At 37.8% G+C, this 13,252-nt stretch carries 17 protein-coding genes; 8 read left to right on the forward strand and 9 right to left on the reverse strand.

The features are described from left to right. Nucleotides 1-545: nitrilase-related carbon-nitrogen hydrolase (locus M901_RS02130; protein WP_021276519.1), on the forward strand; the 545-nt coding region annotated here is incomplete at its 5' end. Here the strand turns inward: M901_RS02130 and M901_RS02135 are convergent. After that, entirely contained in the window at nucleotides 502-1,482 is a 981-nt protein-coding gene (locus M901_RS02135) for an SIS domain-containing protein (RefSeq protein ID WP_021276529.1), read from the reverse strand. The two genes, M901_RS02130 and M901_RS02135, sit on opposite strands and share 44 nt — an antisense overlap. A 75-nt stretch (nucleotides 1,483-1,557) precedes the next feature. Here M901_RS02135 and M901_RS02140 point away from each other — a divergent pair, with 75 nt between their 5' ends. Next, complete coding sequence (locus tag M901_RS02140; protein WP_021276514.1) at nucleotides 1,558-2,085, forward strand: outer membrane protein assembly factor BamC; 528 nt, start codon at nucleotides 1,558-1,560, stop codon at nucleotides 2,083-2,085. A 2-nt stretch (nucleotides 2,086-2,087) separates the two neighbouring features. Here M901_RS02140 and M901_RS02145 read toward each other — a convergent pair whose 3' ends face one another. The 5 genes from M901_RS02145 to M901_RS02165 all read right to left on the reverse strand — a co-directional run bounded on the left by M901_RS02145 (nucleotide 2,088) and on the right by M901_RS02165 (nucleotide 5,817). Beyond that, on the reverse strand, nucleotides 2,088-2,852 hold the full coding sequence (locus M901_RS02145; RefSeq protein ID WP_021276518.1) for a HEAT repeat domain-containing protein: 765 nt from the start codon (nucleotides 2,850-2,852) through the stop codon (nucleotides 2,088-2,090). A gap of 4 nt (nucleotides 2,853-2,856) precedes the next feature. Beyond that, on the reverse strand, nucleotides 2,857-3,729 hold the full coding sequence (locus tag M901_RS17700; protein WP_021276524.1) for a hypothetical protein: 873 nt from the start codon (nucleotides 3,727-3,729) through the stop codon (nucleotides 2,857-2,859). Between the two features lie 255 nt (nucleotides 3,730-3,984). After that, entirely contained in the window at nucleotides 3,985-4,821 is an 837-nt protein-coding gene (locus M901_RS02155) for an inositol monophosphatase family protein (protein WP_021276526.1), read from the reverse strand. Then, nucleotides 4,805-5,029 carry a DNA gyrase inhibitor YacG gene (locus M901_RS02160; RefSeq protein WP_034719667.1) on the reverse strand — a complete coding sequence of 75 codons (225 nt, stop codon included), beginning with the start codon at nucleotides 5,027-5,029 and terminating at the stop codon, nucleotides 4,805-4,807. The genes M901_RS02155 and M901_RS02160 overlap by 17 nt, the downstream gene beginning before the upstream one ends. Next, nucleotides 5,011-5,817: an aminotransferase class IV gene (locus M901_RS02165; protein ID WP_021276516.1), complete on the reverse strand. Its 807-nt coding sequence runs from the start codon at nucleotides 5,815-5,817 to the stop codon at nucleotides 5,011-5,013. The genes M901_RS02160 and M901_RS02165 overlap by 19 nt, the downstream gene beginning before the upstream one ends. Before the next feature lie 68 nt (nucleotides 5,818-5,885). Here M901_RS02165 and M901_RS02170 point away from each other — a divergent pair, with 68 nt between their 5' ends. Genes M901_RS02170 through M901_RS16110 form a run of 3 tightly spaced genes read left to right on the forward strand, consistent with a single transcriptional unit; the run spans nucleotide 5,886 to nucleotide 8,297 of the window. After that, entirely contained in the window at nucleotides 5,886-6,821 is a 936-nt protein-coding gene (locus M901_RS02170) for an acetohydroxy acid isomeroreductase catalytic domain protein (RefSeq protein WP_021276513.1), read from the forward strand. Nucleotides 6,822-6,826: 5 nt separating this feature from the next. Beyond that, nucleotides 6,827-7,633, forward strand: a complete 807-nt coding sequence (panB, locus tag M901_RS02175) for a 3-methyl-2-oxobutanoate hydroxymethyltransferase (protein WP_021276527.1) — start codon at nucleotides 6,827-6,829, stop codon at nucleotides 7,631-7,633. Continuing rightward, nucleotides 7,611-8,297 carry a type III pantothenate kinase gene (locus M901_RS16110; RefSeq protein WP_021276528.1) on the forward strand — a complete coding sequence of 229 codons (687 nt, stop codon included), beginning with the start codon at nucleotides 7,611-7,613 and terminating at the stop codon, nucleotides 8,295-8,297. The genes panB and M901_RS16110 overlap by 23 nt, the downstream gene beginning before the upstream one ends. Here M901_RS16110 and M901_RS02185 read toward each other — a convergent pair. The 3 genes from M901_RS02185 to M901_RS02195 are packed head-to-tail and all read right to left on the reverse strand — an operon-like array spanning nucleotide 8,269 to nucleotide 9,941. Next, entirely contained in the window at nucleotides 8,269-8,496 is a 228-nt protein-coding gene (locus M901_RS02185) for a hypothetical protein (RefSeq protein WP_021276525.1), read from the reverse strand. The two genes, M901_RS16110 and M901_RS02185, sit on opposite strands and share 29 nt — an antisense overlap. 19 nt (nucleotides 8,497-8,515) lie before the next feature. Continuing rightward, nucleotides 8,516-9,274, reverse strand: coding sequence for a sensor histidine kinase (locus tag M901_RS02190; protein ID WP_034719671.1), 759 nt, complete (start codon nucleotides 9,272-9,274; stop codon nucleotides 8,516-8,518). Next, nucleotides 9,210-9,941 carry a PAS domain-containing protein gene (locus M901_RS02195; protein ID WP_021276521.1) on the reverse strand — a complete coding sequence of 244 codons (732 nt, stop codon included), beginning with the start codon at nucleotides 9,939-9,941 and terminating at the stop codon, nucleotides 9,210-9,212. Before M901_RS02195 ends, M901_RS02190 begins: the two co-directional genes overlap by 65 nt. Before the next feature lie 194 nt (nucleotides 9,942-10,135). Between M901_RS02195 and coaBC the strand changes: the two genes are divergently transcribed. The 3 genes from coaBC to hflX all read left to right on the forward strand — a co-directional run. Next, on the forward strand, nucleotides 10,136-11,344 hold the full coding sequence (coaBC, locus tag M901_RS02200) for a bifunctional phosphopantothenoylcysteine decarboxylase/phosphopantothenate--cysteine ligase CoaBC (RefSeq protein ID WP_021276515.1): 1,209 nt from the start codon (nucleotides 10,136-10,138) through the stop codon (nucleotides 11,342-11,344). Next, nucleotides 11,344-12,210 (forward strand): pantoate--beta-alanine ligase, encoded by an 867-nt coding sequence (gene panC, locus M901_RS02205; protein ID WP_021276520.1) that lies wholly within the window; start codon nucleotides 11,344-11,346, stop codon nucleotides 12,208-12,210. The genes coaBC and panC overlap by 1 nt, the downstream gene beginning before the upstream one ends. Then, the coding region (hflX, locus tag M901_RS02210) for a GTPase HflX (protein ID WP_021276523.1) at nucleotides 12,203-13,252 on the forward strand (1,050 nt) is incomplete at its 3' end. The genes panC and hflX, both read left to right, overlap by 8 nt.

Genomic DNA, 13,252 nt, shown 5'->3' on the forward strand with positions numbered 1-13,252 from the left:
TTCCCTTTGGAGAAGGGCTACCTTTTGGACCACTAAATCGCTACTTTGCGAAAGTCATCAAGAATATCTCTTTCTTCGCTAAAGGAGAGAATTACACTCACTTTAAATATGATAATCAAAGTTTCATGAGTTTAATTTGTTATGAAGTCCTCTTTCCTCGTTATGTAATGGATTATCTTAATAGTTTAGAAGAACGACCTCGCTATATTATCAACCTCACTAATGATTCTTGGTATGGAAGATACTCTGAACAAGAACAACACCTCTTTCTATCAAAGTGGAGGGCCCTAGAGTTTAATCTCCCTCTCGTTCGTATGACAAATACAGGAATCACATCAATAGTTCTTCCAAATGGACTAGAGCAAGCGAGAATTGGAAATTACAAACAGGAAATATTAGATATCGAGCTTACAACACAACAAACGCAGAAGACTCTTTATCAAAGATTTGGGATTCTTGTCTTTCTTGGATATATTCTCTTAATCGTTCTTTTGAAGATGATTATTTTGAGAATCCTTCCTTCAGAAGATCATGCATACGAATAAAACCTACAAACTTCTTCCCCTCTAAAACAGGAAGTACATATATTTGACGGTCTTTATTCTCCATAAGATTTAATGCATCAAGGGCAAGTTTATCGGCCTCAATTGAAATGGGAGAAGAAGTCATAATATTTGCCACAGACTCAGAAAGGGCCTGATCACTTTTTGCAATAGATCTTCTAATATCACCCTCAACGACTATACCAAGTAGCGAACCTTTATCATCTGTAATGGCACAAGCTCCGACAGGATGTTTCGTCATCTCAAAGACCACATCCTTTAAAGTCTGATCCTTAGTCAGTGTTGGACATTTATCTGCTGTCCACATCAAGTCTCTAACTTTCATAAGAAGTGACTTACCAAGCATTCCACCTGGATGGTACTTAGCATAACCTTCTTTTGATAATCCGACATAAGACTCATAGGCCACGGCCATTGCATCACCCATGGCAAGCGCTACAGTTGAACTTGTCGTTGGGGCAAGATTATTTATACAGGCCTCTTTTTCAACAGAGCAGTCAAAAACAATACTACAGTGATTAGCGATATCCTTTGTCGTATCACCTACTAATGCCACGAGGTTTTCTGATTTCATTGGTAGAAATGGAATAAGCTTCACAATTTCAGCTGTACTTCCAGATTTTGAGAGAAAAACCATCCCATCTCTTTCACTCGCCCTTCCAAGATCACCATGAAGAGCTTCAGTTGGGTGAAGAAAAATTGATCTCAGCCCAAGAGAGGCAAATGTTGAAGAGAGTTTCTCACCCACGAGTCCAGACTTTCCCACTCCACAGAAAATTAATTGTCCACCAGTTTTGGTCAGTCTTTCATAGAGTCCCATTAGACGTTCACAGTTTTCCTCATCCAGAAACTGAACAACTCTTGTGATGGCATTTGCCTCCATTTCAAGAACTTCTTTCATTTGATTTAAAAAACTCATGGTCAACCTCTTCCCCTTGGGGATTCGTGGAAATATATGATAAAATTATTTTATTAAAAATTACAAAAGTTGACTATGAAGAAAAAGACATTTTTATCTCTATTAGCGTTATTTACTATCCTTTTTTCAGGATGCTCTTCTTATGAGCAATTTCAACAATTAGCCGAAGAAGCTGAGATTCCTTCTAAAGTCTATAAAACAAGCTATAACCAAACATGGCAAGCTGTTCTTGAGATTATGCAGAAGTATGATATCGCGCTTAAAAATCAAGAAGCTGGTGTTATAAAGACCCGTTGGATCGATAATACCAATCAACTTAACTTCAACGAGGCATTTGGTTCTCAAGATATGGTTAAGGCCGCAAGATTTAAAATTGTTATCAATGTTATCAAAGGTTTCCGCGGAACACGTGAAGTAAGTAAGGTCTCTGTATTTAAAAGACAGATGGTTGAAAAAGACTTTCTTCAAGGTTGGAAAGTCGTAAGAACTGATGGTATCCGTGAAAAGACAATCCTCTATAGAATTGATCGTATCCTCAAAAGAGAACTTATGATCAAATCAATCGAAGAAAAGAAAGCAAAAGAAGAACAAGCAAGCTTCTAAGCTTACTTGATCACTGTATTTGCTAGTGCGAATTTTTTCCAGAATCTCTTTTTACTAGGAAGTCCCTCAGGAGACTTTTTCTTTGTAATCTTAGAAAGAGCATAGTCGATTTCGACATGAATATCTTTATACTTCTTCTTTTGAATCATAGAAAGAAGTGGCTTCTTGGCCTTATTGAATTCGAGATCCCCTACTGTTTTAATAATATTCTTCACAATATGAGTTCTCTTCTTAGATTTAGCGTCTTTAGAAATATGATAATTTCTCTTATCGTAGAGCATGGCCCAAATATTACCAGAAAGGTCTCTTAAGTCTAATTTCTTAACTGACTCTAGAGCTTGGTATCTCACGATCATTGAATCATCTTTTAAAAGTCTCTTATACACAGACTTATAAGAATCTTGCTTTAGGGCCGTTAACGTTTTTAGAGAGGCCATTCTCATGACCCAATTAGGATGTTTAGAGAACTCTGAGATAAATGGAGCAGACTTCTTCCCCATAATTTGTCCGAGTAGAAAAGTTGCCATCCATCTATTCTTATCAGGAAACTTCTCATTCTTCATCACGTTAATAAGTGCAGGTACTGACTTTCCCTTCATCTTAAGTACGTGTGACTTGAGTTTCTTCATCTCTTTATTCGCAAGATTTCTAGAGAACTGCTTCTCTAGTTTTAAAGTCACAGTGTTTTTCATGGACTTTGAATCAATCTTTGCAGGAGTTGATACAGTTAAAAGCAGAAATAATGCGGCAAGAGAGATTTTTTTCATTTTTTTATCCTAGCATTTTCTCAAATTCACTTAAGAGTTCTTCAGCAGACTTTTGCTCACCTTCATTAGAAGGAACCATCATTTCATCATCAGCTGCAGCTGCTGGTTCTTCAGCAGGCTCAGGTTGAACAGCATCTGCCGGAGGGGCCGTAGCTGGTGCTTCTTCAATAGCAGCGGCCATCGCTGCTTCAAGATCTTCTTCCTCAGCTGGTGCTGGTTCTGGCTCAGGTGCTGGCTCTGGAGCAGCTTCTGGTTCTGGTGCAGGAGCAGGCTCTGGTGCGGCTTCTGCAGCTGGAGCAGGTGCTCCACCTTGAAGTTGTTCTATTGTTTGTTTTAACTGATCATTTTCTTGTTGAAGTCTTCTTAAGTTAGCAAGATCTTCTTCAATAATTTCATATTCTTTAAGTCTATCTTGAAGTTCAGTTTTTTCTTTTTGAAGGGCCTCTACTTCAGCACCACCATCTCCACCAACATTGGCAGATTGAGCAGCTTCTAGCTCAGTTTGTTTTGAAGCTAATTCTGCTCTAAGTTTATCAAGCTCCGATTGCATGATTTGAACTTCTTCAGAAGAGTCACCTGAAGGAACAACTCTTTCAGAAAGTTGTCTTTCAAGTTCTCTAATTTGAGAATCTTTAGTTCCAAGCTGCCCTTGAAGAGCAGAGATTTCTGCATTCTTTTGTGCAAGATCTTCAGAACCACCGACTCCTACATTTCCAGTTGGAAGACTCCCTGTTGGAACAACAGAAGGAATACCATCAGATGCATCTAAGCCTCCCCCTCTAAAGAGCGACGACTTTAATGCATTTGAGTTTTGTATAACTGAATCTAAATAGTTTTTTAGAACTGTTGCAGGAATCTGATGCTGTAGTTCACGCATCCTCTTTCTTGTATAAAACCAATACACAATAATTAAACATAGAATAAAAATTAAGACCGCTAGTGATATATAAAAAACATTATCACTAATATGCATCATCTCACGCGTAAGTCTTATTACTGTTTCTCTCACTTCTCCATCCTTGGAATTTCTATACGATACATCCCTGATATTTTATCATAAAGTTAATAAAATTATAGACATGCACAAATTTTTCTCAATTTTTTTTGGATAAAATGCTTTTGTCAGACTAAGTTAATCAACTAATAGTTTCTTAAGCTTACCATGAATGGGTTTTCTAGCCGCTAAAATGGTCTCAGAAAAAGGATTATGTTTCCTACCATTATACTCGGTTACTTTAACTCCAGCTTCCTCACAAATAATTGTAGCTGCGGCCATATCCCATGGAGCGAGCCCTCTTTCCCAGAAACCATCATAAATTCCAAGGGCCGTGAAACAAAGATCAAGAGCTGCACTTCCCATTCTTCTAATGGCCCTAACTTCTGCCATCATATTTTTGAAGGTTTTAAATTCCTTATTAAAAGGTTTTCCCTTTTCTGTTGCAAACCCTGTTGCAAGAAGAACACTCTTTAAATCTTTACGACCTTTATCATTAAAAATAACTCTCCCATTGTACTTCATCCCATTTCCTAGAGATGCCGAGAAAGTCTCCTTTCTCATCGGACAATGAACAACACCAACAACTGGCTTTCCTTTGATGACAAGACTGATACAAACTGCAAAGTAATCGAGTCCATGGACAAAATTATTCGTGCCATCTAGTGGATCGATAACCCAGAGTTTTTCGATATTCTTAAACTTCGCATAGCCATCTTTCTTTCCTTTAAACTCTTTGAAAAAGCTTTCTTCAGCCAGAACAGGAATATCAGGATAGTGCTTATTTAAATACTTTGTAATGATTTCTTCAGAAGCAAGATCAGCTTCTGAGACAATACCTTGAGCTTGCTTAGATTGAATAACCAGCTCTTGAACTTTATTCTTATATGTTAAAATTTTTCTTGAGGCTTTTTTAGATAGAGAGATAAGATCAGCTTCTATTCTTTCTAATTCTTTCTTAGTGATCTTCTCCATATGCCTTGTTTTCCTGTTCTTTTATAACTGTTTCAATATCAGATTCAGATAAAGGTTGATTACTTGCTACAGTATAACTCTCTGTGACCCACAATCCAAGATCAATCATCTTACATCTTTCAGTACAAAACGGTCTAAAATCACTTCCGTAGTAATTGAACTTATTAGAACAAGTTGGACACTTTACGCTTAATTCTTTCTTGGCCATATATCACCACAATATTTATTAAGTTGCTCTTCTATTATATCAAAGTATTCACGTTTATATTCTATTTCATCTAATTTGGATACTCGTTGTAGCCCAACAAAGGCATTACTAACCCAAATTTCATCAAAACTTGGCAGCTCATCCTTTAAAATAATTCGCTGTTCAAGTTCGTGTCCCTTACGATTCATGCACTCAATAAGGTTCTCTCTTAAAACACCTTCTAAGACGCCTGGGATATATTCACTATAAATAATCTTATCCCCTTTCACAAAGAAGAGATTACCAGTTGAAGAATCAAGGACACGATTCTGTGAATCAAAATAAATCGCATCATCGATACCTTGTCTTCTCAATTTATTTCTATTTCTAAACTTAAAAGAATAATCCGACCTTTTAATATAATTCGGAGTATGAATACATGGTGCATCTTGAACGAGGGTCATTGCTAAACTCTCTGTTGGCATATCTCGAACAACCGCCCAAAGAATAAACTCCAACTCTCCTGAGCCAAGTTCAAAAAGAGTCGCACGTAAGTAAACGTAGGGATGTTCAGACAGTTGATCACCCATCTCCCTCATGGCCGCACTCATATGGGCCAAGACTTCTCTTCTTTCTCCATATAGATAATCAATCGTCTTGCGTAGTCTCTCCAAATGGGATTTTTCGAAAACTATTCTTCCGTGATGAACTAGTGCCGTTGTAAATGGAGCTTCCCCCCAAAGGATTCCCTTATTAAGCAGGGCCTCTGTTGTAGTCAGTCCTCTTTTCGATATATAAGTTAGTTCCATCTCGTCTCTCAATTGCCATATATAACGCCCCATGATATCAATATTTTTCAATCCATAAAGGGGTCATTTTGTTTACACAAGATATACTTATCATAGGTTATGGAGCCCAGGCAAAAGCATGGGCCCTAAATTTAAAAGATAGCGCTAGAAATGTGACTATTGGACTTAGAAAAGATAGCTCTTCATTAGCACTTGCTAAGGAGAAATTTGAGACACTAGTCTTAGAAGAAGAGTCTCTTTCAGAGTATCAAAATATTATTCTCCTTACTCCCGATGATCAGCACGCCTCTGTACTTGAAAAAGTCAGTAACCAATTTAGAGAAGATCAAAATATCTACTACGCCCATGGCTTTAGTGTGACATATGAGAAACTAGCAGAAAAATACCCTAAGCAGAATCACTTACTCCTAGCTCCTAAGGCCATCGCAAGTGAAGTTCGCTTTAACTATGAGACGAAAGGACAAATGGCCGCTGCCATAAGTAGTGAATTCTCTCACTCAGAGCAGTCTAAAAAAGCCCATCAGCAACTTATTAAGGATTTAGGAATTACTGTTGAAATTGCCGTCTCTTTTAAAGATGAAACCTATGGTGATCTCTTCTCTGAGCAATCTATTCTTTGCTCACTTATTCCCTACGGGGCTAAAGCTAGTTTTGATAAGTTAGTGGAAAAAGGTATCTCTCCAGAAATGGCCTATGTAGAGTGTTGGCATGAGGTAAAACTCATAGCAGATGCTATGTTAAAGTTTGGCCCGAAGGAGTTTTTCGGCCTTATTTCACCAAACGCTCTCATGGGTGGAGAAAAAGCGAGACAGCAAATTTTCGACGCTAAACTATTGAAAATATATGATGATCTCTATAGTGATATTGAGTCTGGTAAATTTTTTCAGGATTCAAAAGTCTTTGATTTTCAAAGGCTTAAATCCGATGTAATAAATGAGTGGGACAATCATCCCCTACAAGAGCTATACGAAAAAATTGGAACGCAACTTAGACCTAGGAACTAAAGGCAATGAAGAAGCTAGATACAAGAAAGCTTAGAGCGCACAAACTTTCTAAGACAAATAAGTCTTTGCAAATGCTCACTTGCTACGATTACCAAACAGCAACTCTTCTTAATGAAACAGAACTTGATCTGATTCTTGTGGGAGATAGTTTAGGTAATGTTGTTCTAGGTTATGAGACAACTGTTGAAGTCACATTGAACGATATGATCACTTTTGCTGCTGCAGTAAAACGTGGTGCTCCAAATAAATTTATTGTTGCGGATCTTCCATTTGGAACTTACTCAACTTTTGAAGATGGTGTTAAGAATGGAATCGAGCTCTTTCAAAAAACAAAAGCTGAATCACTAAAACTTGAAGGTGCTGAAGATTATCATTTAGAGATTATCAGACGTCTCACACAAAGTGGGATCCCTGTTATGGGACATATTGGACTGACTCCACAATCAGTCCACGAACTTGGTGGGTACTATACCCATGGAAAGGATGAGTCTTCTCGAAATAGACTTATTAATGAAGCAAAGAGACTTGAAGCAGCAGGTGCTTTTGCTGTTGTTCTAGAGTGTGTAAAAGAAGAAGTCGCAACAGAAATTACAAACCTTCTTAATATTCCTACGATTGGAATTGGAGCAGGTCCTCTTACAGATGGGCAAGTTCTTGTGATTAATGATCTCTTACAGATGGGGGCCAATAAGCCGCCAAAATTCTGTCAGCCAATCGCAAACCTTTTTGAACTAAAGAAAGCTCTCATTGAAGACTATCTTTCGACAAATAAAGAAATACATCAGCAAGATGGAAACTCTCTACACCATTGATTCAGGGAACACGAATTTAAAAGTCTCAGTCTTTTCTCCAGAGGGAAAAATCACAGAGAAGTTTAAAATTAAATCTCTAGAAGAACTAAATCTTCCAGAGAACTCTCTTGCTCTATTCTGTTCAGTTAACCAAGAACTACAGTTTAAAAATAAATCACTTATAAGCTTTAATGATATTAAAGGGAAGCTTCATTTCTCAACAGAATACGGTCAGAGTCTTGGCAATGATCGTCTCGCCCTGGTTTACGGGATCCAAAACTTAAAGCAAGAAGAGAATTTTATTGCAGTTGATGCCGGAAGCTTTATTACCATAGATATTGTTAAGTCCGGAATTCATCTTGGCGGTTTTATTTATCCTGGTCTAAGAACATTTCTTAAATCCTATAATATTCACGGTAAGAACTTACCCTTGATTGAAAATAATATTGAAAGAAAAAAAGGTATTGCAAAAAATACCCAACAGGCGATAGCCCTAGCAACCAGACACTATCTTGAATCTATTACAAATCATATTTTGAGTTTTAATGTTGATCAGGTTTATTTAACAGGTGGAGACGCCTTAGAACTAAATCTTCCCAAGGCCATTTACGACGAGGACCTTTTGGCCAAGGCCCTCCACTATATTCTAAAAGAAATTAGTTCTCAACACAGAGCTGAGCAATAGCATTTGGAACTTCAATAGCTCGATACTTCTTCCCATTGGTCATTCTAATCCAATATCCCTGTAAGACTTCCGTATCAACGACAATCTTAATTGGTTTTACTGAAACGATATGATCTAAGTTCAAAAGAATAATTTCATGTGTGTCTTCTAGAGCTTGAACATCGCGTTGACTAACAATTGTAAATTTCTCAAAATGCATTTTCTAACCTTTACTATATCTAACTTGCTTTCTTACTTTCTTCTTTTATCGGGAACTTTAATGTAAAGCATGTATTTGGACAAGCCTCATCAATATCAATTTGTCCTCCCATTCTCTCAATTAATCTTCGAGAGATTGCGAGTCCAAGTCCAGTTCCCCCACTATCACCTTTTGTGGTAAATAAACTTTCGAAGATTTTTTCCTGCATATCACGAGGAATACCATCTCCCGAGTCCATGACTTGAACGACGAGATAGCCATCTGTATTTTTAATCGAAACTTTGATCCACTTATCTTCTAAATCTTTGATAGCTTGAATGGAGTTATTCAACAGATTGGTAAAGACTTGTCCCAACTGTCCCGAACTTCCCCAAACCAATTGATCACTATTTTGTGTATCAAAGACAAAATCAATTTCGTTCTTTTGCATTTGAATATGTGTATAGAAGTAGCTCTTCTTAATAATCTTGGCCAACTCAACATACTCATAATCATCTCGATCTTTAATCAATGATCTCATATCATCAAAGATTTCAATTACTCGACGTGCAGATTCCTTTACTTTTTGAGCATAGGCCAATCCCTCTTGATTTCCCTTCTCTTCAAGGTTCTTAATCAAGTGCTCATTATGGTAGTGAATAAGAGATAACGGAGTCATAAGTTCATGAAGAATTTGAGTCCCAACTTCTCCAACAACTTTTAACCTCTCTGCATCAACGGTCCTTTTTTTGATTTTCTTTCTTCTCAGTAATATCGTAGCGAATACTAATAAACTCACTCAACTCACCTTTATGATCGAGTACAGGAAAAATAATTGTCTCAATCCATTGGAGGCGGCCATCCTTATTCTTATTAAGAATCTCTCCTTCCCACTTCTCACCACGATTTATGGTATCCCATAACTCTTTAAAGAATTCTTTTGAGTGATAACCAGAATTAAAAATTCTATGAGTCTTTCCAATAACTTCGCCACGTTCATAGCCTGTTAATTTACAGAAGCTTTCGTTAACAAATTTGATAACTCCCATTTTATTGGAGACAGAGAGCATATTACTATCATTGAGAATCCCCCAATACTTTTCAAGCTTAGTAACTTTGGAATAGTAATGAGTGATATCTTGAACTGTCCCACCAATTTTTGTAGGGTTGCCATGATGATCTTTTTGGATAATAAGCCCGGTAATTCGAACCCAGATCTGCTCTCCATCCTTTCTTACAAGACAGCAGTCATTATCATAGTTATCACCTAACTCAATGAGGTGATCAACAATTAGCTTAACCTTATCGCGATAGTCCTCTCGATAAAACTCAAGCGCCGAATCAAGGGTAGGAGTATAAGATAATTCAACACCATGAATTAGCTTAGTCTCATCAGACCAGTACAGTTCCCCAGAACTGAGATCCAGTTCCCAAGAACCAATTATCTTAAGATGCGGGTTTTGCATTTTTAAATAGCTCCTTCAATCACCTCTTCGGCAACTGACGCGTATAGCTACATGATATAGATCATAACACTAAAACATATTATCGCTGAATCGGCATAAGTTATTGAAATCTTTAATTTGTTTAGGAAGTAAAAAACTTATTTTGCCCCTGCAATTCTTTACAAAATCACTCCTTTTTGACATATTGCGTATCTATGAAAATAATTTTAGGGGTTTGCGGCTCAATAGCCGCCTATAAGTCAATCGATCTGGCCCGTGGGCTCAGTAAAAAAGGTCACGAAGTTAAGGTAATTTTAACTAAGGGTGCTCTAGAGTTTCTAAAGCCTGAGGTTTTTGGATACCTAGGAATTGACTACTTTCTTTCTCTAGACGACTTCGAAAATAGAAATGTCCTCCATATAGACCTGGCCAAATGGTGTGATCATCTTTTGATCTATCCTACCTCGGCCAACACTTTGGCCAACCTTGCCTTTGGTAAGGCCGATGATCTCTTAACGTCAGTCTTTTTGGCCAAGAGAGATGAAACTACAACTTCGATATTTCCTGCAATGAATACTTATATGTACCGTCACCCTCTAACACAGGAGAATATGGACCTCCTACAGAGAATTCATAAAGCGGGCAACTTATTCATTCATCCCCCGGCCGCTGGAAAGCTCGCCTGTGGTGATCAGGGAGAGGGAAAGGCGCCAAGTATAGATAAGGTTATAAATTGCATCGAGGCCATCAACCCAAAAATAACAAATGAATCTAAGCGTGTCCTTATTACAACAGGGGCAACCATAGCACCTATTGATCCAGTGAGATTTGTAACTAACTCTTCTTCCGGAAAAACAGGATATGAGCTTGCAGTGGAGTCATTGAAGCGAGGATATCAAACCCACGTCATTGCAGGAAAGCATGCGACTTCACAACTTGATGATCTCCTTGAATTGCCTGGTTTTACTTTGACAAGGGTAACAACAACGACTGATATGAAAACTGCTGTTGAGAAGGCCTTTTCTCAAAGTGATATTTATATTTCTTCTGCGGCCATTAGTGATCTAGAATTCGAGGCACATCTTGGCAAGATGAAGAAGACTCAAATGTCACAGAGTCTCGAGTATAAGCAAGCACCAGATATTTTAAAATATGTGCTTGGTCTAAAAAAAGATCAACAAGTCGTTGGCTTTGCTGCCGAAACAGACTTAAGTCACGATATCCTAAATGAGAAATGGACCCGTAAGCCAGTTGACCTCTTAGTTGGAACTCAAGTTCATAGTGGACTTTGTCACGATAAGGAACAACAAGGCTTTAATACTGATCAGGCTCACTACAAGTTCTTCAGCGATGGCGCTATAACTCTTGATACCGTTATGCTAAAGTCCAAGCTTCCAGCAGAAATATTCAATAGGTTAAATTAATGTTTAAGCAGATAACGACGCTCACAGATCTTATGCAATGGCATCAAGACAATGCTCTTGAAATTGGACTTGTTCCAACAATGGGAAACCTCCATGCAGGTCATATCTCCCTAGTCAAAGCTTCTCTCGCTCAAAATCCTGTGACTATTGTGACGATCTTTGTGAATCCAAAACAATTTGGACCGAATGAAGATTTTGATTCATATCCAAGAACTCTTGAGGCCGATTGTGAGCTTTTAAAAGAAGCCTTAGCTGAATTTGAAAATAAGCAACTTATTGTCTACTCGCCTAAGTCAAACGATGAGATCTACCCGAAAGGATTTCAAACAGCAATCTCTGTGGGAAGTATGACGGAGAAACTCTGCGGGGCCGATCGTCCTGGGCACTTTGATGGAGTCACGACTGTTGTCTATCGCCTTTTCAAAATTTCACGAGCAAATCGTGCTTACTTTGGCCAAAAAGACTTTCAACAAGTTCAAGTGATACGCAGAATGATTAAAGATTTAGACCTTGAAATTGATCTCGAAATGCTTCCAATATCAAGAGATAATGATGGTTTGGCCAGATCAAGTCGCAACCAGTATCTCAGTGAAGATGAACGGGCCCAAGCTCTGACTCTTCCAAGAACTCTCGATCTGATGACAAAAATACTTAGTGAGAACTCTTGGCTAAATTCGGGAGTTGAATTAAATAAAATAATAGAAACCACTCTTGTAGATTCTCGTTGGAAATATTTAGAAATTCTCGATGCGAACCTACTTGAAGAGGTAAATGAAAACACATCTGAAGTCGTTATTGCTGGCGCATTCAAAGTTGGTAAAACACGACTTATAGACAATAGATTGGTAAAGATTAACTATGCTTGATAATGAATTTTATATTTCAAGAGAATCGAAGGCCTCACTCGTTTCTCTAATTTGTCCTAAGTTTGCAGAACACTCTACAGAGAAAGATACAATGAGATCTTTGGATGAGTTACGCGAGCTTATGAGAACTCTTGGCATCGAAACAGGTGAAGAGTATATCCAAAATAGGAAAACAATTGATCCTGGTACAATTCTTGGCTCAGGAAAGATTGAAGAGATTGCAAATAAGGCCAAGGCCGAAGGCTCTACCATTTTGGTTTTTGACTGCGAGCTAACATCAAGTCAAATTAGAAATATTAAGAAAATCTCAGGGCTCTCTGTTGTCGACAGATGCCATATTATTCTTGAAATCTTTTCTGAGCACGCGAGAACTAAAGAGGCAAAAATCCAAATTGAAATCTCACGCCTTCAGTATATTCTCCCTCGTCTTGCCGGTTTCTGGTCTCACCTTGGTCGACAAAAAGGTGGTATTGGTGTCCGTGGTGGAGAAGGTGAACAACAGATCGAGCTTGATAGACGTATTATTAGAGATAGAATTGCTTTCTTTAAAAAGGAACTTAAAGAAGTTGAGAAGTCTCGTATTGAACAGAGAAAGAAGAGAAGTAAGAAGGCCATTACAGCAGCTCTCGTAGGATATACGAACGCCGGAAAATCCTCTCTTATGAATAGACTATGTCGTGTTGATGTACTTGAAGAAGATAAGCTCTTTGCAACTCTTGACTCAACATTTCGTATGCTAAATCCAGATACAAAACCTCCGATGATTCTTATCGATACCGTTGGTTTCTTATCTAACCTTCCCAACACACTTATTGATGGTTTTAAAACAACTCTTGAATCAGCGATGGAAGCTGATCTCCTCATAATAGTTTGTGATATCAGTGATGAGAATTTTGAGAAACATTTAGAAGTTACAGATAATGTTCTTAAAGAACTAGGTGTTGATGATAAAGAAAGACTTGTTATCTTTAACAAGAAAGACAAACTCAATGATCCAATCAAGTCACGTATTATTAGAAGAACTCATCCTGATAGTTTTGTG

The sequence above is a fragment of the Bacteriovorax sp. DB6_IX genome (assembly GCF_000447775.1).
Classification (GTDB): Bacteria; Bdellovibrionota; Bacteriovoracia; order Bacteriovoracales; family Bacteriovoracaceae; genus Halobacteriovorax_A.